20 protein-coding genes and 1 pseudogene are annotated in these 21,163 nt (G+C 55.2%); 6 read left to right on the top strand and 15 right to left on the bottom strand.

All coding sequences use genetic code 11. The annotated features are described in order from the left end of the window. Positions 1 to 107: 107 nt before the first annotated feature. Together BKP64_RS15625 and BKP64_RS15620 are read left to right on the top strand one after the other, a co-directional pair. Positions 108 to 1,427, top strand: coding sequence for an ATP-grasp domain-containing protein (locus tag BKP64_RS15625; RefSeq protein WP_070972186.1), 1,320 nt, complete (start codon positions 108 to 110; stop codon positions 1,425 to 1,427). After that, positions 1,424 to 3,463: a CocE/NonD family hydrolase gene (locus BKP64_RS15620; RefSeq protein ID WP_070972184.1), complete on the top strand. Its 2,040-nt coding sequence runs from the start codon at positions 1,424 to 1,426 to the stop codon at positions 3,461 to 3,463. Before BKP64_RS15625 ends, BKP64_RS15620 begins: the two co-directional genes overlap by 4 nt. A gap of 10 nt (positions 3,464 to 3,473) precedes the next feature. On the opposite strand, the gene BKP64_RS15615 is transcribed toward BKP64_RS15620, so the two are convergent. Genes BKP64_RS15615 through BKP64_RS15605 form a run of 3 tightly spaced genes read right to left on the bottom strand, consistent with a single transcriptional unit; the run spans position 3,474 to position 5,685 of the window. Then, positions 3,474 to 3,935, bottom strand: a complete 462-nt coding sequence (locus BKP64_RS15615; RefSeq protein ID WP_070972182.1) for a methyltransferase family protein — start codon at positions 3,933 to 3,935, stop codon at positions 3,474 to 3,476. Positions 3,936 to 3,941: 6 nt separating this feature from the next. Further along, positions 3,942 to 4,553: a DUF6647 family protein gene (locus BKP64_RS15610; RefSeq protein WP_070972180.1), complete on the bottom strand. Its 612-nt coding sequence runs from the start codon at positions 4,551 to 4,553 to the stop codon at positions 3,942 to 3,944. A 52-nt stretch (positions 4,554 to 4,605) separates the two neighbouring features. Further along, the gene (locus tag BKP64_RS15605) at positions 4,606 to 5,685 is read right to left on the bottom strand and encodes a beta/alpha barrel domain-containing protein (RefSeq protein ID WP_070972177.1); all 1,080 of its coding nucleotides are present in this window, start codon (positions 5,683 to 5,685) and stop codon (positions 4,606 to 4,608) included. Here BKP64_RS15605 and BKP64_RS15600 point away from each other — a divergent pair. After that, complete coding sequence (locus BKP64_RS15600; protein WP_198402622.1) at positions 5,660 to 6,697, top strand: hypothetical protein; 1,038 nt, start codon at positions 5,660 to 5,662, stop codon at positions 6,695 to 6,697. The genes BKP64_RS15605 and BKP64_RS15600 overlap by 26 nt on opposite strands. On the opposite strand, the gene BKP64_RS15595 is transcribed toward BKP64_RS15600, so the two are convergent. The 8 genes from BKP64_RS15595 to BKP64_RS15565 form a co-directional block, all read right to left on the bottom strand. Beyond that, a complete protein-coding gene (locus BKP64_RS15595; protein ID WP_070972171.1) occupies positions 6,694 to 7,935 on the bottom strand; it encodes a Glu/Leu/Phe/Val family dehydrogenase in 1,242 nt (413 codons plus the stop codon). The two genes, BKP64_RS15600 and BKP64_RS15595, sit on opposite strands and share 4 nt — an antisense overlap. 294 nt (positions 7,936 to 8,229) lie before the next feature. Continuing rightward, positions 8,230 to 8,808: a helix-turn-helix transcriptional regulator gene (locus BKP64_RS15590; RefSeq protein ID WP_070972168.1), complete on the bottom strand. Its 579-nt coding sequence runs from the start codon at positions 8,806 to 8,808 to the stop codon at positions 8,230 to 8,232. Next, positions 8,805 to 8,948 carry a hypothetical protein gene (locus BKP64_RS19345; RefSeq protein WP_157755433.1) on the bottom strand — a complete coding sequence of 48 codons (144 nt, stop codon included), beginning with the start codon at positions 8,946 to 8,948 and terminating at the stop codon, positions 8,805 to 8,807. The genes BKP64_RS15590 and BKP64_RS19345 overlap by 4 nt, the downstream gene beginning before the upstream one ends. 162 nt (positions 8,949 to 9,110) lie before the next feature. Next, complete coding sequence (locus BKP64_RS19775; protein WP_070972162.1) at positions 9,111 to 9,380, bottom strand: putative quinol monooxygenase; 270 nt, start codon at positions 9,378 to 9,380, stop codon at positions 9,111 to 9,113. A gap of 50 nt (positions 9,381 to 9,430) precedes the next feature. After that, positions 9,431 to 9,664, bottom strand: a complete 234-nt coding sequence (locus tag BKP64_RS19340) for a hypothetical protein (protein ID WP_157755432.1) — start codon at positions 9,662 to 9,664, stop codon at positions 9,431 to 9,433. Continuing rightward, complete coding sequence (locus tag BKP64_RS19190; protein WP_083329237.1) at positions 9,661 to 10,047, bottom strand: FAD-dependent oxidoreductase; 387 nt, start codon at positions 10,045 to 10,047, stop codon at positions 9,661 to 9,663. The genes BKP64_RS19340 and BKP64_RS19190 overlap by 4 nt, the downstream gene beginning before the upstream one ends. A gap of 62 nt (positions 10,048 to 10,109) precedes the next feature. Next, positions 10,110 to 10,844: a methyltransferase family protein gene (locus tag BKP64_RS15570; protein ID WP_070972157.1), complete on the bottom strand. Its 735-nt coding sequence runs from the start codon at positions 10,842 to 10,844 to the stop codon at positions 10,110 to 10,112. A gap of 25 nt (positions 10,845 to 10,869) precedes the next feature. After that, positions 10,870 to 12,000, bottom strand: coding sequence for a class I SAM-dependent methyltransferase (locus BKP64_RS15565; RefSeq protein ID WP_070972154.1), 1,131 nt, complete (start codon positions 11,998 to 12,000; stop codon positions 10,870 to 10,872). A gap of 229 nt (positions 12,001 to 12,229) precedes the next feature. Between BKP64_RS15565 and BKP64_RS15560 the strand changes: the two genes are divergently transcribed. Both BKP64_RS15560 and BKP64_RS15555 read left to right on the top strand, forming a co-directional pair. Beyond that, positions 12,230 to 13,315: a GlxA family transcriptional regulator gene (locus BKP64_RS15560; protein WP_070972151.1), complete on the top strand. Its 1,086-nt coding sequence runs from the start codon at positions 12,230 to 12,232 to the stop codon at positions 13,313 to 13,315. A gap of 66 nt (positions 13,316 to 13,381) precedes the next feature. Further along, complete coding sequence (locus tag BKP64_RS15555) at positions 13,382 to 15,157, top strand: diguanylate cyclase (RefSeq protein WP_070972148.1); 1,776 nt, start codon at positions 13,382 to 13,384, stop codon at positions 15,155 to 15,157. 209 nt (positions 15,158 to 15,366) lie between these two features. Here BKP64_RS15555 and rho read toward each other — a convergent pair whose 3' ends face one another. Together rho and BKP64_RS15545 are read right to left on the bottom strand one after the other, a co-directional pair. Beyond that, positions 15,367 to 16,401: a transcription termination factor Rho gene (gene rho / locus BKP64_RS15550; protein ID WP_227515433.1), complete on the bottom strand. Its 1,035-nt coding sequence runs from the start codon at positions 16,399 to 16,401 to the stop codon at positions 15,367 to 15,369. Between the two features lie 363 nt (positions 16,402 to 16,764). Then, positions 16,765 to 17,082: an antibiotic biosynthesis monooxygenase family protein gene (locus BKP64_RS15545; RefSeq protein ID WP_070972142.1), complete on the bottom strand. Its 318-nt coding sequence runs from the start codon at positions 17,080 to 17,082 to the stop codon at positions 16,765 to 16,767. Positions 17,083 to 17,355: 273 nt separating this feature from the next. On the opposite strand from BKP64_RS15545, the pseudogene BKP64_RS19245 reads away from it, so the two are divergent. Further along, positions 17,356 to 17,502 (top strand): annotated as a pseudogene (locus BKP64_RS19245) (IS110 family transposase); the annotation flags it as partial. Positions 17,503 to 17,977: 475 nt separating this feature from the next. Here the strand turns inward: BKP64_RS19245 and BKP64_RS15540 are convergent. Together BKP64_RS15540 and BKP64_RS15535 are read right to left on the bottom strand one after the other, a co-directional pair. Further along, entirely contained in the window at positions 17,978 to 19,339 is a 1,362-nt protein-coding gene (locus BKP64_RS15540; RefSeq protein ID WP_070972139.1) for a KAP family P-loop NTPase fold protein, read from the bottom strand. A gap of 206 nt (positions 19,340 to 19,545) precedes the next feature. After that, positions 19,546 to 21,117 (bottom strand): transposase, encoded by a 1,572-nt coding sequence (locus BKP64_RS15535; RefSeq protein ID WP_070968112.1) that lies wholly within the window; start codon positions 21,115 to 21,117, stop codon positions 19,546 to 19,548. Positions 21,118 to 21,163 lie beyond the last annotated feature (46 nt).

Below are 21,163 nucleotides of genomic sequence, written 5' to 3'. Positions count from 1 at the left end.
ATGCTACAGGCATTCAGGCCCGACAACCCGCTTAGCTTTGATGGTCAGACTTCCGTAAGGCTCTCGCAAGCAGGTGATTTTTGCTTGAAAATGAGGGGCAGCAGCGAATGACCAGAAATGACAACATTAAAAATATTTTCGTCGTCGGCTTCGATGAACGTCATGGAGCAGACCTGCTACAAATTCCGGATGCCTGCAGCTTTAATTTTCTCCCGCTACTCAGATCAGAAGAAATCGTTTACCAGCAGAAATACGACATTGAAGAAATGCTGGACAAGGCCCGTGGCATCCTGCGCAATTTTGATGGTTCCATCGACGGGATGGTCTGCCACTGGGATTTCCCCGCCACGTCAATAACGGCGATTCTGTGTCAGGAATTTAATCTGCCATGCCCTTCTCTTGAGGCCATTCTCAAGTGTTCACACAAATACTGGAGCCGTACCGAACAACGCCAGGCTGCTCCCGAAAACACGCCCGACTTCTGCGCTTTCGACCCCTTTGACGATGACGCCCTCAGCAAGGTGACGCTGGACTATCCCTTCTGGATCAAACCGGTCAAAGGCTACGGCTCACTACTGGGCTTTCGCATCAATGATGCAGGGGATTTTCACCGGGCCATAGGCATCGTACGTGAGCGCATTCACCGGCTGGGCGACCCGTTCAATGCGATTCTTGCCAAAGCCCGGCTGCCCAAGGCAATCGCCGGTATCAGTGGCAATTATCTGATCGCCGAGGAACTGATCCACGGCCTTGAAATTGCGCCGGAGGGAAGCATTCAGCATGGCCGTTATCGTGTTCACGGCATGATCGATATGGTGCGCGATCACAATCACAAGAGTTTCCTGCGCTACGAATACCCTTCAAAGGCCCCTAAGCGGGTACAGCAACGTGCCATCGATGTGGCCGAGCGCGTACTGCAACATATCGGGTTCGATAATGGCTGTTTCAACATGGAGTTTTTCTGGGACAGGGACACCGACAAACTTCAGATCATTGAGATCAATCCACGCATCTCCCAGTCCCACTCTTACCAGTTCGAAAAAGTTGACGGCATGTCGAATCACGAGATTGCCGTGCATGTGGCGGTCGGCGATGAGCCACACTTTGTTGAAGGCAAGGGGCCATATAAACATGCCGCCAAATTTTTGCTGCGGCATTATACCCAGGATGACGCAGTAGCAATCCGGGTGCCGACCAAAAAGGATCTGGACCTTTTACTGAAGGAACAGTCTGATACGGATGTCATCCTCAAACTGAAAAAAGGCCAGCGACTGTCATCGCTAATCGATCAGGATGCCTATAGCTATGTATTGGCAGAGGTGCATGTCGCCGCACAGACTACCCACGAGATGCTGGAAAAATATCATCGGGCCGTGGAATTGTTACCCTTCGAACTTGAACCTGTGGATGAGGAGGCGTCAGCATGAGCCTTACCACAGTGCATCCCGATTCCCTGCCCCACAGAATCGAAACGGTTGAAAACGTCTGGATTCCTCTGGCTGATGGCAGTCGGTTGGCAGCGCGCCTATGGCGGCCACTATCGGCCTGGCATCACCCGGTACCAGCCATCGTAGAATATATCCCCTATCGCAAACGGGACCTGACACGCGCCCGGGACGCCATTACCCACCCCTACCTGGCTGGGCACGGTTACGCCTGCGTGCGGGTCGACTTGCGGGGTAGTGGCGACTCGGATGGCGTTATGATTGACCAGTACCGGGAACAAGAGCTGGATGACGGACTACAGGCGATCCACTGGATTGCCGAACAACCCTGGTGCGACGGCAATGTCGGCATGATGGGCATTTCCTGGGGCGGCTTTAACGCACTGCAGATTGCGGCACGGCGATCGGAAGCCTTGAAAGCCATCGTCACTGCCTGCTCTACCGATGACCTGTACACGGACAATATGCACTACATGGGCGGTTGCTTGCTGACCGACAATCTTTCCGAGTCGACAACAATGTTCTCAGTGAACAGCTGCCCGCCTGACCCTGAAATTGTGGGCGAGCGCTGGCGCGACATGTGGCTGGAACGACTGGAGGGCAGCGGCCTTTGGCTGAATACCTGGTTACGGCACCAGCGTCGCGACCCATACTGGCACCATGGATCCGTCTGCGAGGATTACACTGCCATCCAGTGTCCGGTTATGGCCGTCGGCGGCTGGGCGGACGGCTATACCAATGCCATTTTCCGGTTGCTTGAGCACCTTGACGTTCCGCGCCAGGGGCTGATCGGCCCCTGGGGACACAAGTATCCACATCAGGGCATTCCGGGCCCGGCGATCGGCTTTCTACAGGAAACGTTACGCTGGTGGGACCATTGGCTGAAAGGCCACGACACCGGAATCATGGCCGAACCCATGCTGCGCGCCTGGATGCAGGACAGTGTACCGCCCACCACATCCTATAGTGAGCGGCCCGGCCGCTGGGTTGCGGAGCCAAACTGGCCCTCGCCACGCATCACCGCGCGCCAATTCAGGCTCGGTCCCTGGCAGCTGGTTGAGGAAAAAGGACAGAGTGAGAAAGGCGAGAAGGTGGACATGCCCATCCAGTCGCCACTCAGTGTGGGCCTGTTTGCCGGCAAATGGTGTTCGTACACTGCCGCCCCGGACCTGCCTCACGATCAGCGCGAGGAAGATGGTGGTGCGTTGGTTTTCGAGAGTGCTCCGCTCACAGAAGACCTGGAAATTCTGGGCGCGCCGGTAGTGGAGCTACAGGTGGCCAGCAACCAGCCGGTAGCCATGGTAGCCGTACGACTGTCTGACGCAGCCCCGGATGACAAGATTACACGGGTGACCTACGGCCTTATGAATCTCAATCACCGCCAGGGGAGTGACCGACCAGAAGCACTCGTGCCCGGCGAGTTCTTCCAGGTTCGGATACCAATGAATCATGTCGCCCAGGTATTCCCCCGGGGGCATCGGCTTCGCCTTAGTATCTCCACCTCCTATTGGGCGCTGGCATGGCCGCCCCCGGAAGCAGTGCGACTCACTGTTCGCTCCGGCAATTCCCTTCTGGAGCTACCGGTGCGACCTATAAGCGACACAGATACCGCCATAAGTTTTGAGCCGCCGGAGGGCACCCCGCCAATCGGTATCACACGACTTGAACCCTCCCATCACAACTGGCTGGTGCACCGGGACCTGGCCGAGGATTTGTCGATACTGGAAGTTATTCAGGACCTTGGAGAGTTCCGGATTGACGAAATTGATATGACAATCGCAGATTGTACACGCAACTGGTACACCTACCGGGACGACGACTTCACTTCGCCAAAGGGGGAGACCAAAACCGAACGCCATTTTGAACGGGGTGACTGGTCCGTTCACACGCGCACACACACCATACTGACGGCAGATACAGAGAATTTTTACGTATGGGCGGAACTGGATGCATGGGAAGGTGAGAAACGAATTTTTTCCCGCGAATGGGACCTGAAGATTCCTCGCGACTTCACATAGTTTCTCTACCTTAAAGCCACCGACGGACCTGAGACATATAGTGCAGGTAGGCCTCCCCGAACAATGCCCGCATGTGCCGTTCCTCAGGCAGGATCTGGAAGCGGTTCATGTAGATGATGAATAGCGGCAACAGCAGGGCGGCAAAAACACTGCCCAGGAAAAGTCCCCAGGCGACAAGCATCAGCAAGAAACCCAGGTACATCGGGTTTCGGGTGTAACGGTACACACCCTTTACCACCAGGCTGTCTGACTGATGCGGCGTGCGAGGGTCGACAGTCGTACCGGCAGTCCTGAACTCCAGAACACCCAGCAGAGCGATGCATGCCCCGACAGCCAGAACGGCAGCAGAGAGCCAGAGTCGGGTGGGAATGGCGAAATTACCCGCTGGCAGGAGACGAGACACTGCCCACATGGCTCCGCCGAACAATATGACCAGCAACAAGGGTGGGACCTTGAGTTCGAGTACGTTCATGATTAATCAGCGTCCGGATTGTCGTGTGCCTGTTTCAGACCGATATCGGGGCGAGGCTTCCAATATGCGGAGCGTCGTTTCATCGACGCCCAGTTCGGTCATCGCACCGGGGACGCCATTCTCTTCCAACCATTTCATCTGCATCCTGAGTGCCCTGGCCTCCATGGCGCCCTTGGAGTCCCGGCTGCGGCGGGGCACATTTTGCACCTGGAAATGATGCACCAGCTCATGCAAGAGATAACTGATATCCAGGAGGCTGTCGAAATCAAAGTCCGTGTTCAGATAAACGACCACGGATCGGGCATCATACGCACCCCGAATGCTGGGCAGGAGATCATGGGAAAATCCCGGAAAACACAGCTCTTCCAGCCCCTCCTGGGTTTTAAACTGGATGCCAGGCAGGTCAGTGTCCGAGTACTCGGTTTGCCCGAGGATCCAGTCGCTCAATGTGCCAGCCAAAGCTGACAGTTCAGCCTGGTGATCTTCCCGAATTTCCGCACTGGTAGGGGGTGCCGTCACCGGAACCACCAGCAACCACAGTAAAAGCACACGCAAGGTGATGGCCGCCCGCCAAGCCACAAAAGTCCGCTCTGATGTTTCAGCCACGCTCCATAACATGACAATTTCCTTCCACAAGAAGCATTCGTGGATGGTGGCCTGTCCCGTAAGGCTAGCACGAGATTGCCGTGTTGCCGTTCTGAAAACGCCGGAGTTGATCATGAAACGGTCCGTCCCCCATCAAATCAAGGCTACGGGCAATCCGTTGGCGATCCCCGTGTCGGGACAGATGCGCCAGTGCATCAAAAACACGCTCGACTTCCTCGTCGCTGATCCGACCGGTCAAGGGGTGCCCCAGGCCCATGATGAATTTGGCACGCTGAAGGTCGGCAAAATGTCCGGGATCGTCCTGCATTGCACGAAATATGACGTCGGTCGACTGCTGCGCCGCCGCAACTTCATCCCAGTCTCCGCGCGCGACAGCGTCCAGAATATGCAGGTACTGATGCACCGCCAGCGACATCAGGCCCGAGGTAATGCCGGCCCGTTGCCTGCCCTCAACATCGAAACGCGGACCATCACGCAGGGCACGACTCAGGTGGGGATCCCAGCCCTGAACGATTTTCAGGCGACTTAACGCCGGGTGAGCGAGGAACCGTGCTGTGCTCTTATCGTAATCGGTCTCGGTCACTTTGACGGCGACGATGTGCTCGCCACCCTCGCAACTGAGCACTTTCGCCGCGGATTCGGCACTGAGCGGCAGGCCACTGACATCGGAAATGGAATACAGCCCGATGGCCAGGCCCCGTTCAGCTGCCGCTGCAATGATCGGCGCCAGGTTGTCGCTCACCTGCTCATCGCTGGCCTGTCCGGGCAGGTCGGTCCCCGGGCGCAAAAAAACCACGGGATAATGAAGGTCCGCCAGCAGGTCCAGCAACCGTCGATTGGCATCGATGCCGTCTTCCGGCCTCAACAGCCCCATGAGCAGCATGTCGCGGGTGCTTGCCTCCGCGGCGCAACGAAACCACGCTGCCAGTTCATCCACAGTGCGCAGATGCCCCTGCCCGGTGGACGAAGCAATGAGCGCAGCGGGCGCCCCGGCAGCGGCCAGACATTCAAGAAATGTTCGGGTCCGGGTTTCATCCAGCTGTCGACGTGGCAGGTCGCCACGAGTTGGATCAAAACAGGCCACGGTCGCTTGTGGATAACAACCGATGGGATCTGCAATGAGTTCGGCACTACTCAATGGCATGGACACCTCCTTGTTACACCCTTTCTGGACTTGTGTGCTAATAGTGAAGGATAGCCCAAACAACTCAGAACAAGAGGCAGTGATGGACAATCTGGAACAGGCGCTCGAAGAACTCGGTCTCCCGGCCCATGACAACAATCAGCTGCCATCATCAGATCTACGCTTCCCCGATGGTGGCCACTACCGCATCGAAATATCCGGAGTCGAGAGGGTCTCCGCCCTCGAGGCGATGATCAAAGAGGCGGAGCGCCAGAAGGTACCGGTACATCGCATCATCGCGACCGTCGGTGGCGCCACGTATCTCACCCAGCCGGAGCTGCGGGATTTTGCACAGCTGGCCCGTGAACAGAAGATCGAAGTGGTGATGACACCCGGCCCACGCCGCAGCTGGGACGCCGGTCGCCAGATGTCCACACCGGAGGGCCTGGTCTCCGGCATGCGCCTGCGTGGCATGGATGCCGTTCGGTACTGGTTGAAAGATATCGAACGATGCATGAATGCCGGGTTTCGGGGTTTTCTGATCACCGATGAAGGCGTGCTGTGGCTGGCCAACCAGCTACGTCAAAAAGGCGTCATTCCCCAGGACGTCCTCTTCAAGCTCTCGGTCTTTGCCGGCCAGGCCAACCCGGCAGGCGCCCTGGTTGCCCAGCAATTGGGCGCCAACACGTTCAACCCCCTCGCCGATCTGAGCCTGCCGATGCTGTCGGCGATCCGCAGCAGTATCCAGATCCCGATGGACGTGTACCTTTGCCTGGTCCAGTCCATGGGAGGCTTCGTCCGCTTCTACGAGGCTGCAGAGATCGCCCGGATCGCGGCTCCCTGTTATTTCAAGATCGAGCCCGGCCCCTCGGAGGAAACCCTGTACGCGCCGTGGAACCCGGACAGCTACCACAAAGAGATGATGCGGGACCGGGTGCGCAATGCCGCCGTGGCACTGGAGCTGATCGACCGGGAAAACCCGGAACTGAAATGCTCACCGACCGGCGGTGCTGACCTGGCGATACCCACCTAACACCAGCCGCGCAGGTGCATCGCCTCTTCAATGCGTTTGAGCGCATTAATCCACGCACCCAACCGGACCGATTTTAATTGATGTTCAGCCGCCGTAGTCACGGCTTCCCGATAGCTCCTTGCCAGGCGCTTCTGCCGCAGGTGGTTAATGGTATCGATATCCCAGTAATTATCGGAGAGCCCCTGACTGCGTTCCATCTGACACAACTGCACGCTACCGGCATTAGCCAACACATCCGGAACGATGATTACACCTCTTTCCAGCAGCATCGCATCGGCTTTTATGGTCGTTGGAGCGTTGGCTGCTTCCACCACCATCCGGGCCTGGATCCGGTCCGCATTGTCTGCAGTAATCACCCCCTGGACCGACGCCGGCACCAGCACGTCGCAGTCGCATTCGAGCACCTTCTCGCTGACAATCGGCTCGCTGCCGGCAAAGTCCGAGACTTTCCCCGTGGATTTCTTGTGCGCCAACAAGGCCGGAATATCCAGCCCGTCGCTTGAATAAACGCCGCCACGACTATCGCAAACCGCCACAACATCACAGCCGGCTTCGTAGAACATGGTCGCCGCCACCGACCCGACCTGGCCAAATCCCTGTATAGCCACACGGGCGTTCTCGATGTCGAAGTCGGCCTGCTCCGCAGCCTCCCTGAACACATCAAAGACCCCACTCCCGGTGGCTTCATAGCCGCCGAGCGACCCGCCCAGGATGGGTGGCTTGTCATTGACGGCAGCCGGTTCATGGTAACCGGTGACCGACTCGTATTCGTCCAGCATCCAGCTCATGGTTTGCAGATCGGTGCCGATATCCGCGCCGGGGACATCGTACGCCCGCCCTCTCGGGCGCAGGTTGCGGATATAGGCGCGGCAAAGTGACTCGAATTCCCGATCACTTAATTCACGGGGGTCGGCCACGATTCCCCCCTTGCCACCACCGGCGGGGATTCGCCCGGCCGCGTGTTTGATCGACATGATCAGGGCGAGGGATTTCACCTCATCAAGGTCCAGATCCGTAGAAATGCGCGTCCCATCGCGGCTCGGCCCGAGCGCATCGTTGTAGCGGACGCGATGGGCATCAAACACCCGGAAGCTGCCATCGTCCATTTTCATCGGAATACGAAACGTCACCACTCGCCCTGGTGCCGCGAGAAACTCGATCACATTGGGATCAATTTTACCGAGACGGCCTGCCTCACGAAGAATCTGTCCGCTTTCATCCAGAAAGTCGTAATTCATGGCACTCCCCATACCTGGTGTGTACGAAATGGCTCCCTGTCTGGCAGGGCGCCCCAATTTGCCACCCCCGGTTCATCCTCGGCTGAATGGTAATCAAGCGGGGCGGGGAGGCTCCTTAGCCTAAAACGTAGCAGTTACCGGCATTAATGTGGAATGGAAGTGCCTGCTATATACAGAGGGCTTTTTACGCAGTAGGTTTTTGGGTACGGTGGCGAAGCCACCCCCAAAGTTCAATGAAGCGGAAGATGTCATTTCAAAAATTGTTAAGTGTTTCGGTACCAGACACCGAACTCATCAGCTACTTTTCAGGTTAATCTGCTTTGAACCTGCAGAGGCGATTTGTCCACTTTTACCCTTGCCCACATACTCAATAGCTCCGCCAGACTTTAAGAAAGCAGCCGTTTGCTCCTCAATGGTGGCAGTAGTAATGTTGTTGTCTTTTGTGGCTTTCTTACTCATTGTATTCTCCCGGTAAAGAGTTGGCTTATTCGCCAACGTCAACACTTTAGTATATCCGAAGTAAGAAAATATTGTTGCATTACCAACCTCCCTTGCAATAGACAGGATTTTCTCCTGTTCTTCTCGCAACATACGCGCCGCCGACTGCATGCGCCAGAGGGTCAGATACTGCATTGGAGGCACGCCAATCAGCGCATGGAAGTGCTCTGCAATGGTAGACCGGGAGCTCCCTGATTCAGCGGCCAGTTTTTCCAGTGTCCAATCTTCCGCGATACGGCCATGCAATAACGACAGGGTTTTGGCGACCAATGGATCAGCTAAGCCTTGTATCCAGGCATTGTGTTTATCTCTGCAATCCAATAGGTAGTGTCTGAGCACTTCAATGAACAGTAACTCCCCCAGGCGAATCATCATGCAACGGCTACCAACTGGTTATGCTCTGGCACTTTCACGACTATGTGGTATGAAATGATCTGTTCTGTAGACGGCAGGATCAAATCCCGAAAATACCGCCCTTCCGGCACGCCTTTGGCAAAGGCCACCTCGGTTGCCATGAAAAAAACACAGAGCCGCTGAAATTTACCACTCCCGGTTTGTGCCTGCGTTGTTTGGTCAGTGGGGGCCCAAGCTGACAAGGCAGGCGCAGGTTCAGCCCGGAATGAAAGTGGTCGGGTGGAGTTTTCCATGCCGGTGCTAACGGTCCTGGCCAGAAAAACCTAACCGGGCCAGTTCCGATTGGGCAGCGCCCCCAGAATGTCGTAAAAGACCTCTGGGAGTGGACCGAAAGAATCGATATAAAGCCACGTAACGGCATTTTTGAATTTAGGGCCGATCTCCGTGAAAACCGGCCCCAACAAATGTGTTTCGAAGGCATCCCTATCCCGGTAGACTTCAAACAGCTTACCGCTGGCCTTATCCTCAGCCACATACCAGTCATACGCCAACGTGCCCTCTTCATGACCGGAAACAAACTCGCAACAAACCATAGGCTTGAGATTTCGCAGTGATGGCTGAGCCGGAAAAATTGTTTTCCCGCTCAGGGGCCTGCATGACCTCGCCGCCTTGCCAGTGCTCCGGCCAACTGCCGGGCCTCTTTTACCCTTGCGTAGATATTGCCTTCCAACCTGGGGCGCATGCCGAAGAACCACAGGCCCGGATATCGCTCGTCAGCATCCGGCGCATCCACTTTGGGTCGACCACGCTCATCCAGGACAGGCGCGGAGTCCAGTAATGCTGGCAGCCCCGTGCGGTATCCAGTAGCGAAAATCACGGTATCGCAGACCAGATTTGAACCGTCGGTGAACTCGACCAAATGCGCCGGACAGCCGCACCGTAGCGGATTTCAATACCGTGTCTATTCACCAGCCAGTTGGCGTAACGCTTCACGTACTCTAAATAATCATCCCGGTGAACAAAGGTCCCGAGCCGTCTTGGCAGCGGCTGACCAGGGAGCGCGGATCGACGGCGATGGGTGTTCAACCGCAACTGCTTATGCCGGCGGCTCCATGAGCTTCCCGCCGTATCAGCAGCTTCCAGAATCACCGGCGAGATATTACGCCGCTTCAGGAAGTAAGCCAGTGAGAGCCCCGACGTGCCGGCACCGATAATGGTGACCTGTTGTCGCGATAAAACATTGCTTTGATTGCCTTGCATGGAATCCTCCCCAGACTGGCAGGTCGCTTCGACCGCCGGTCTTTAGCAACGGTGGCTTTACGTCATTCCGGACGGCGCGGCACCGGCAGGAAAGCCCTTACCCGCTTCCGGTAAGCCCGGTACGGCTCGCCCAGTTCCCGCAGAAGATCGGCCTCTTCTATGGGGGTCACGGCGGCGATATAGAGCGTGCAGATCAACGCCATGGTCAGGTGTCCGGCCGTCATCTGCGGTGTTGCATACAGGACAATCAGCCAACCCAGACTGATGGGATGTCGGGTCACGCCGTAGAGGTAACGCGCGGTGAACGCCGCAGGTCGGGGGGCCCGACGCAGCGCCCAGGTCCAGACCTGACGCACGCCAAAAAAGTCGAAATGGTCAATATTGAAAGTCGCCAACACCATCATGCTCCAACCCAGCGCATACAGCGCGTACAGGGCAACGGCGGCGTAGACGTTTTCAATGGTCCAGACCGATGTGGTCATGGGCTGCCAGGCCAGCAGGAACAACAACAGCGTACCGCCGGAAATCAGGATGTACGTGCTCCGCTCCAGTACAGGGGGGACAATGTGGGCCCACCAGCGCTTGAAACCTGGCCGGGCCATCACGGAATGAACCGTCAGATAGAGGATCAGCCCGGCCAGATTAACCTCGAGTCCGTAGTCGATGGAAAAAGCCGTCCCCACGTCGACCGTTTTGGGCACCCACAGGTTCTGCAGAAACAGCATGAAATAGAGCAGAGAACCCAGTCCGACGGCATAGCAGATCAGCGCATAGATAGAAAAGAACAGGCGTTTCATGGTGGTATTCCTCCCGGTCGGGGCTTTATAGCCCTGTATTTCGGTTCTCTTCAGGTGTCGGGCCGACGTCCTCCCGGCGGGCAACGAAGTAGACATTGAAGGGATCGTGTTCCAGCCGGTGGGCGCATATATCCTCAAAGCCGGCCCGCTTCAGCATGACAGTCGCCAATTCCTCACCCCACATGGTGCCCAGCCCCGGACCGCCCTGATAGAGTGAAACCGGCGTACAGTGGGCGCAGGAAATGCTGTAGAGCAACGGCCCCAGCGGATGATCCAGATTGTTTTGCAGAAAGCTGGAACCGGCGATGTCCTGCATCAGGTAAACACCGCCCGGTCGCAACGCCGTCGCGATCCCTGCCAACAGGGCCTGCGGATCGGCCTGGTCATGCACGGCATCGAAGGACGTGATCAGGTCATAGTGCCCGGGCTCATGGAAATCCCGCAGATCCCGCGCTTCGAATGTCAGGTTGGTCAGACCTCGCTCTGCCGCCTCCCGTGCGGTGTTCTCGAATGCAGCGGAACACAGGTCGTAGCCCGTGAAACGGCTGCTGGGAAAGCATTCGGCCAGAGTCAACAATGCCCGCCCGGCTCCGCAGCCCGCATCCAGCACATCAATGCCGTCGTCCAGGCGACGCAGCAGATCAGGCACCAGCGGCAGTATGTGATCATGCAGTGCCGCCACAACGGTTTGCCCGCTGTCTTCACTCATCACCTGGTGGAAACAGGGATAAACGTGATAAGGCAGGCCGCCGCCATGGCGGAAACAATCAATCAGGGCGTCCTCCATCCTGGCGATCAAAGGCACAAACTGGGCATTCACGGCCACATTGCCCGGGGTCGCCTTTCGGGTCAGGCAAGCGGCGTGCGCCTCCGGAAGCTGGTAATGGCCGGGGACGGCGTTGTAGATCACAATCCTCGCGGTGGTCATGACAGCCAGCCATTCCCGGACATAGCGCTCATCCAGCCCAGCCAGCTTTGCAATGTTCTCGCTGCTGGCCGGAGGCAGTTCCGCCAGAATATCGAAGAGTCCCAGCCGGTGGCCCAGCGAGATCATGGCCACGGTTGCCCCGTGGTTGAGCATGGTTACGAGCGTCTCGGCGAAAGTTTCCTGCTCGGAAGCAAGAGTGTGAGTGTTGGTTGGTTCAATAGCGTTCATGGGTCAATCCAGTTGTTGGGTGTTCACGATCCATGCTATGGCGGACCAGCCCGGTCGCCTTAAGTGAAAAACACCCAAAAACAGCCAAATCTGCCAAAAAGCATGTACCGAGGGAGGACGTTGGGACGGGTTTGCGGCTAATCTTTCTTTAGGGAGGGCTGTCCTGAAGCTGACAACTCAGAAACGTGGATTGGCCCGGATGCATGCATTGCGAGGGAAGAGCACGCCTATGGCTTCACCCCTGACCGACCGGCCAATGGAAATTGCCATTCTCACTGTGGCGGAAACCACGTCATCCACCGTCTATGGCATGAACGACCTGCTGTGTTCGGCAGGGCGTGACTGGGGATTGATCACTCAGGGGCAACCAGGCACTCCCCTCATCAGACCCACGATTGTTTCGACCAGCGGAGAACCGATGCAGGTGGCCAACAACGGCTGGATCATGCCGCACCGTTCTCTCGATGCCGATTTCCATCCCGATGCGGTCTGCGTACTGGAAATCGCGATTGCGCCACACAGCGATTTCGCGATTGGCATGTCGGAGGAGATAGACTGGCTGCAGCACTATTGGCGTAAGGGCGGGATAATCGCGGCGGCCTGCACCGGCGCATTGCTGCTGGCAGAAGCCGGTCTGCTGGATGATCAGGACGCGACCACCCACTGGGGTTTTTGCGATTTCGTGAGCCGCCGTTATCCGAAGGTCAGGCTGCATCCCAATCGCGCTCTGGTGACATCGGGAGAAGAGCAGCGTTTAATCATGGCAGGCGGTGGTACTTCCTGGATGGATCTGGGTCTGTACCTGATCGCCCGGTTCTGTGGTGTGGAAGAAGCAATTCATGTTGCAAAGGTGCATTTGATTGACTGGCATGAAGTTGGGCAACAACCCTATGCCGTTCTCTCGTGTGGGCGTAAGGCGGAAGATGCGATTATTGCCAAGTGCCAGGTCTGGGCGGCTGAACACTACGATCAACCCTCACCTGTTGCCAATATGATGGCATTAAGCGGCCTGAGCGAGCGCTCATTCAAGCGTCGTTTCAAACAGGCGACCGGCATGACGCCCATTGAATATGTACTGACGTTGCGATTGGAGGAATCAAAACAGATACTGGAAACCTCAGACATGCCTATTGAAGCCGTGGCCGAGGCCGTCGGCTACCAGGATGCCGGCTTTTTCGGCCGGAAGTTTTTACAGCGTGTGGGAACGACACCGACTCAGTACCGTCGGAAATTTCAGAACCTGCGACGGCATATGGGCGCAGGCAAGCGATGTCCGGCGTCCCTGTGTTCCCCGCACCCCGGCAAATACCAATAGCGAATATGACATGCTGTGGATTTGCCTATATTCTAGACAATTCGACGTTACTCGGTAGATTGCATCGTGCGACCGCATGGCCTCTTCATTTTCCTCCTGACCATTCTAAGTCTGACGACGCATGCTCTGGCTGAATCCGCTCCCAACGCTGGTTTCGTTCCGGTTATCGACGCCCAAACGGACCGTCAGGATTCCATCGTCGACCGAATGGCTTTTCTGGTTGAACAAGAGCAAGCGCTCTCCGTTGGGGATGTTCAGTCACTGATTCGCGCTAATCCCGATATCCTGCAACGCCCTGAAACCAGTGTATTAGCCAATGGCATCAACTCCGGTACGGTTTGGCTGATAGCCAACGTTATCAATCCGACCGACAGCCGTATCGTGCGGCGTGTGTCTGTCGGAACCGGCTGGCTGGAACAGGTCGATTTTTTCCTGGTGGCTGAAGACGGACTACTACAACACTTTGTTGCCGGCGATCGTATCGCGCTGAATGAACGCTCCCTGGCCAAACGCCTGCCCAGTGCCGATTACCCGTTTCCACCCGGCGAGACACGTCTGTTGCTGCGAGTTGAAACAGCGGACCCTTTGAAAGTGCCGTTCTATTTTTCCAGCATTGCCACCAGCCATAGCCGCGAGCAGTCACAAACGGCATTCTACAGTTTCGTCTACGGCATAATGTTCGCGCTGTCGGCCTATACCCTGATGTTGTTCGTCAGCCTCAGGCAGCGGCGTTATCTCTACTACTCGCTCTATACGGGCAGTTTTGTGGCCATGACTGCGTCCTACAATGGGATCGCAATGACCCTGCTCTGGCCCGAGGCGGTCGTTTGGCAGCAGTGGGCGCCCCCTCTACTGATGCTGTGTTTCACCAGCTCCGGCCTGGCATTTGCGACGAACTTTCTAAACACCCGACGCCACCGGCCATGGCTTCACAGAGCCACCCAAACCCTGTGCATAACCTATTTTGCCCTCTTTGGGATCTGTTTCATGCTCAACGAGCAGGGCCTGGCACTGCGCCTGGCATTCCTGGTGGTACCGGTATTCAGTGTGCTGATGCTTTACATGGGAGTGTCGAGCTGGACGAGGGGCAACAAGTCCGCGCGCTATTTCATGCTGGGCACCCTGGCTTCCGCAGTGGGTGCCACGATCACGGCTTTGACGGTAACCGGTACCGTTACCTATACCCAGGTTGGCTATTACGCTGTGGACCTCGGCATGGTGGTGGATGCCATGCTGTTGATGCTGGCCCTGGCCGATCTCGTTCGTAAAAATGTGGATGCCCGGGTGGAAGCCGAACGAACCGCCCAGATTGATCTGCTGACCGGCCTGAACAACCGGCGCGGTTTTCTGCCTGTCGCCGAATCACTCTGGAGCCTGGTCGCACGCAACCACCGGAACATCGGTGTGGCGATGATTGATATCGACCATTTCAAGAGTATCAACGACCGACATGGCCATGCCGTAGGCGACAGGATATTGAAGAAAATTGCCGATGAGCTGGATCGCTCCCGTCGCCACGGCGATCTCCTCGCGCGCTGGGGTGGTGAGGAGTTCATCCTGTTGCTGCCAGAAACCGACCCGGCGGAAGCTGTTATCGTAGCCGAACGTTTCCGCAACAACATTGAGCAACTGGCCGTTAGTGATCAAGGCAAAGTCATTCGATGCACCATCAGTGTTGGTGTAGCCAGCCGCCACTCGAAGAGCGTCACCTTGGACGAGGCGATTGCAGCGGCCGATGAAGAGCTCTACCAGGCCAAGATTCGGGGTCGCAATCAGGTTTCCTCCGGCCTCACATCAGACGAGCCCGAGAGCAACCGGGCAGCTTCCACAGAACGCTGTTAGCCTCTCGTCACCACTCATGCCGAGCCCCGGCAATCGCGTCAGACGACGCATATCGGCCCCGAGGCCCCGGGAAAGGGATGGGGACATCGCGGTAGTCGAGCCGTTCGTACCCGCCGTTACCAGTGGTCACCACCGCTTTCATCACCCGAAAACCGGGACAGAACTATTTCAGGCCATAAATAAATCTGTCCCGGTTTCTGTTTTCGGATTCAACTGATGGGCGTGCCGGGGATGTTTTTCAGAAGCTCGGCATTTGTGGGGTACTTCTCAAGCAGCTCAACCAGCTTTTTTGTGCCCTCTAGCGGTTTGAGACCGCCAAGCGCCCGGCGCAATGCTCTTATTTTGTCTAAATCTTTTGGATCTAACAGCAGCTCTTCACGGCGTGTACTGCTTTTCGAAATGTCCAGCGCGGGGAAGATTCGCTGATTCGCAACGTCTCTTGATAAAACCAGCTCCATGTTCCCCGTGCCCTTAAATTCCTCAAATATAACCTGGTCCATACGGCTGCCGGTATCAACCAAAACGGTTGCCAAAATGGTAAGCGAGCCGCCATTCTCAAGGTTTCGTGCAGCGCCAAACAACCTCCGCGGGATCTCCATCGCTCGAGCATCAATCCCGCCAGACATAGTACGACCGCTGCTCTTTCGCTCCGCATTATGCACACGCGAAAGCCTCGTGAGAGAATCAATCACAATCATGACGTTGTGACCCGCGCCAGCCTGTTGGCGGGCAATATCAAGAAGCTCATTGGCAACGCGAACGTGATGAGCATAGCTTTCATCCGAAGAAGAAGCGTGTACCTCAGCCGGGACGCTACGCTTGAAATCAGTGACCTCCTCGGGTCGCTCATCTATCAATAACGCGTAAAGTTTAATGTCGGGATACGCCTTTCCCACCGCCTGGCAAATATCTTTTAAAATCGTCGATTTTCCGGACCCCGGCGGTGCAACTATCAAACCTCGCTGCCCCATTCCAATCGGCGTGATCAAATCCATCGCACGCACCGTGAGTTTTTCTGAACCTAACTCCAAGCGAATCCCCGGCGTTGGATTGATAACCACACCGTTTAAAAAACGTTTTTGTGGATCAGCCTCACCTTCAACCTCAACCATAGCTTCGGCTTCCGTAGCCACCGGTTTAGGGTCTTTTTTTCGTCTTCCGGTTAAACCTAATGTCTTTCTCGTCATGGTTGTTTGATAGCTCTTTTTTAATAGATATTTTTCGAAATGGGCTGATAACGCCAAAAACCAGAAGCCCTAACAGATTGCTGAAGACCATGTTCGACAAAGCCAGCCCACGGCAAAAACCAGTATGCACAAAATAAGTCTGTCCCGGTTTTTGCGCGTGCCCGCTCGCCCCGGATGTACCACACCTCGTATCGGGTTCCTGTTCGTCGCCCCGCCGCTTTGGATTGGGCTTCCTCCGGACCCCACCTCGCGATGACGCCCTTGCCCTTCTCCTAGCCTTCGGCTCTGCGAACACCTGGCAGGAGGACTTTCACCTCCCTAGTTCTGTGCCATGCCCGGCACACACGCGAAGCTAAGCGGCGGCCCGTCAGGGGCGTCCGGTGGACGGCCGCCAGGCCGGGAACAAACTTGAATGACTGGTTAAATGCCATACTCGCGCTCCACCTTTGCCACCCGCACTCGAAACTCTGAGTACCATTTTTGATGGCCGAGCCGCTGGGCTTCGCAATGCTCGGCATTCTTCTTCCAGCTGGCGATGGACTCCAGGCTCTCCCAGTAAGACACCGTGATACCTAATCCTTCCCGCACGGATTCCATTCCCAGAAATCCGGGCTGGGAAGCTGCCAACTCCACCATGCGATCAGCCATTTCCCCGTAACCATTGTCCCCTTCGGTGCGGTGACTGCTGAAAATGACAGCGTAATATGGTGGCTCAGGGGTTTTGGCTATCTCTGACATAGCTCCCTCTAACATTTAACGTTTTGCTCACCGGTAAATTAGGAGCGTAGCGAATAATTTGTCCGCGTGTAGCACCTTGATACTGATTGAGCCTTCTCCCCAGCCTAGCGGCGGACCGCTAAGCTGGAAGGCGACCAAGCTTTACAAGGGAGAAGACTCATGAATTTCTACAATAGCACTCACCGTCACTACTGTGGAGTCGACCTCCACGCACGCAGCCTGTAGGTCTGCATCATCGATCAATCCGGCGAGGTACGACTTCACAAAGAAATCAAAGCCCAACGCTATCTAAAGAAACTCCAGAAACGCATGAACAAGGCCAAGGCCTTGTCTGCACTGGCCCACAAGCTGGGCCGGGCCGCCTACTTCATGCTCAAGCATCAGAGGGTGTTCGATGAACAACGTTTCCTGAAGGGTTAGTCACGCCACGGGGTGAGCATGACGTCTAACTGGATCAAACAGGAAGATGAATGAAAACGGGAAGTCCGCTGACTGGTACCCGATACCAAACCGGTTTTCTATCACCGAAGTTGAAACCAGCCGCCTTGATTAGCCACCCCGTGGGCGTGCCTTTAATACCATGAACCAGTGTACTTGCACCGGTGCTGAGCCTGACCCTAACTGGAGCCATGCAGCCCGTCGCTTGAATAGTGCCAGTGACCGGTTAACCGATGAATGTCTGGTGCCCCTGATCCACCGAGGGAACGACTGATCAGGCAGTGGCCAAAAGCCACGTAAGAGAGCCCCTATATGTGTTTGCTGTGAGTACCTGACAGCCCTGCGAGACTCGCGAAGATAGGTGCTCTGGTTCATGGATTTAAATTGGCCGCTGGCGCGGCCAAAAAAATGACTATTACCTATTGATCGGGAGAAGGCTCATATGTGTTATACGTTTCTATGAAACAGTAAACATGCTTAATTTTTGGATAAATATAGGCATTAGTCGTTCTCGTTCTACACTGTACTGCCACAATGATTGGCCGAAGGCTCTTATTCGGTCATTTTCATCCAGCTGTTCAAACTGCTCATCCGTTATAAGCGAGAACTTAAGCCACAGTGTTAAAAACTGCAGCCTTCTCAGATTTCGATCTTCTTGATCATGCTCAGATAGCCCAGTCTTTTGGCAAAGCTCTTCGTAGGTTATTTTTTGATGTAAAAGAGCTTCATACACGGATGGATCAACTACTTTTATAACGGCCAGAAAAGAAATTACTGGAACAAGCCTAAGCTGATTCTCTGATGAAGATGCGTAAAAAACAGCCAGATTTGTGTAGACCCGCTCAAGTTGGCGCAACGATAAATTAAAGTGTATTGCGAGCACGTCCAAAGAATCCACTAGGTTGCGGCCATCTCCCCACGTTTCTATTTCATGTAAAGCGAAAAGTCTTTTATTGTACTGTTTGATGTCGCTATCGTGACGGTCTCCAATTTTCTTGGGGATCGTAGTTTCTATGTTAATGAATTTTTGAAGATAGGTGTGCGCATCTATGTTTGCTCCATAAACACACTTAACGGCTTCTTCAAGCTGCTTTTTATGCATGACTAGCACAAATACCACATTCTTTACAGAAAATAGATGCTTAACTTTTTCGATTAGCTCTACGGCGTAAGTGGGTTTACATCGATCCAGTTCATCGATAATTATTACGAGAGGCTTATCGCCTTCTGGACTAAGAAGGCTTGGCATCTCCGATAGTAAGCTTTTAAATGATTGAAGCAGCTCTACATCTTGCTTGTGCGATGCTAGCCTTTCACCGACAAAGTCTCCTACGACTGTAGACAACCCTTTAGCAACATCAGATTGAATATCTCTCAATTCTTCTATGTCACTATCCTTTATTGCACCTAATGTGGCTGCTTTAATTCCGACTTTAGCAGTCCAGGATAACAATTGAACCCCAACGTGCTTTGCCTTTTCACTAAATTCCTTTGACTTTTCAGCATCCGGGTTTACAGAATTCTCTTCAATATATGTTGTAATTGCACTAGCAACAGCAATAAATGCATCGTCTATATAATCATTAGCAAATGCATCAATATAGATGCTAGGAATCTCCGCTTGGTTAAGCATGCCTTGCCACATTTTTACAAACGTAGTCTTTCCTTCACCCCACTTTCCATCCAGAGAGATAACAAGCTCATCGCTTGACTGAGAAACTAAATTTAATAGAGATTGACCAAAATTACTTCGGCCAAGAACATCTTGCTCGAATGCCTCATCTTCTCCGACGAGAATCGGTGGGGTAACGATATTCATTTGTACTCCTTTACGTATAACGAGGCTGTAGAAAAACCCGATTGCGAGTCGCTCCCAGCGCCTGGTTCCTAAAATTTTTGTCGCAGCCATCAGCTAGCCGATTATTGCCATTGCGATGTTCAGCCATCAGTTTCGGCCCGTTGACGGTCTTAGTGCCGGTATTACTAGCATTCAGCGGCCACATTTCTGGCCTTCCACCCTCGGCATTACGCCGCTAACCGCCCGTAATTCGCTAACTTCTCAATATTGTGCACCAGGCAGTACAGCTGCCACTGGCCCTGCACCTTCTTCTTGCCTCGCAAGCTGAAACGGTTCAGTCGCTTCGTGGTACCAATGTTGCCAAATACCGGCTCTACCACCGACATCCGGTGACTGTATATTTCCTTGCCCTGCGGACTGTCCACCCGGTGTTTCATCCAGTCGGTGTAGTTTGGCAGGCGCTTGTTTTCGATGGTAAACGAGACCTGTCTTCCGGAGCCTTTGCGATGGTTGGCGGACGCGGGGTTCTGCATACACTGATGCTTCTTCGGGCAGTGCCGGCATTGCAGCAAACGCCCTTCGAAATGCACCCGCATTTTGCCATTCTCGGCTTCGCGTGTGGCTTGGTAGCTGATGGAATTACCTGCCGGGCAGATGCACGTCATGGTTACCGGATCGAACTGGAACTCACTGGCCGGGATGGTCTGCTTCCAGCCTGTATCCGGCAGATTCTGATGACGCTTGCCGTATTTGTCTTTCTGGTTCTGGAACTTCGGATCCCGGCTGCGGAACCGATTGTCTGGCACGTAGCCGTTGATCTGTCGTTCGTGCAGGTACTTCATGTTGGCTTCGTTAGCGAAGCCGGTGTCGGCGGTGACGACCGTGCCTTGCTGGTAAATACTGTCAGCGATGCCCAGTTTCCGGAATCGGGATTCGACGGTTTCCAGTACCGGTTGCAGGGTGTGGTGTTCCTGGCCTTCGCCGAAGGCCTGGGCGTCGATGACGATCTGGTGTTTCTTATCCACCGTGGCTACGCCGTTATAGCCCTGGATCGTGCCTTTGCTGGTGGTCATCTTGGCACTTTCGTTGTCAGTCAGGTTGCTCTTCACTTCCTTGCTCCGCTTCCCACGGCCCATCCTTGGGCGGTTCGTCTTTAGGAAGCGGTCCACTTTGTTCATGGCTTCATCCAGCGAGAGGATGGTGTTTGCCCGACGGATATCCCGATCCAGTTCGGCTTCGGTCTCCGCCTCGTCCCGTTCGTAATGCTCCTTCAAGTGGTGGCGGATCAGTCGTCGCAGTTTCTCTCGCTTTTCGCCCAGTTCCTTAAAGGTGCCCGACCATTCTTTGGCGGCGTTGGAGGACATCTTGCAGCCGTCGATAGCGAAGAGTTCGTTGCCCAGCAATCCCTGTTCGTGGCACACCAGCAGTACCTGTTCGAACAGCTCTTCGATTTCCTCGGCATGGCTGCTGACGAACTTCGCCAGGGTGGTGAAGTGGGGAACCGTATCGCAGGACAAGGCTTTGAAGATGATGTTGGTCTCGCAGCACCACTGCATCTCACGGCTGGAGGTGATGCCCTTGGAATAGGCAAACAGAATGATCTTCAGCAGGATGGCCGGATCGTAGGCCAAACGGCCAGTGTCTTCGTTGCGGTATTTGGGATGGAAAACTGACAGGTCTAGCTTATGTTCGATCAGGTAGTGCACCGCGTATTCAAAGGTGCCGGGTTGAAGCTGTTCCTGGTAGTTGATCACGACCATGGCGTCCTGGTCGTAGTTGTAATGCTTGAAGCGGGGCATGCCAACAACTCCTTGTCCGTTTGCCTGATCCTACCAAACCGGGGTG

The organism is Marinobacter salinus (assembly GCF_001854125.1).
Classification (GTDB): Bacteria; Pseudomonadota; Gammaproteobacteria; order Pseudomonadales; family Oleiphilaceae; genus Marinobacter; species Marinobacter salinus.
This window is presented reverse-complemented; position numbering and strand designations above follow the sequence as displayed.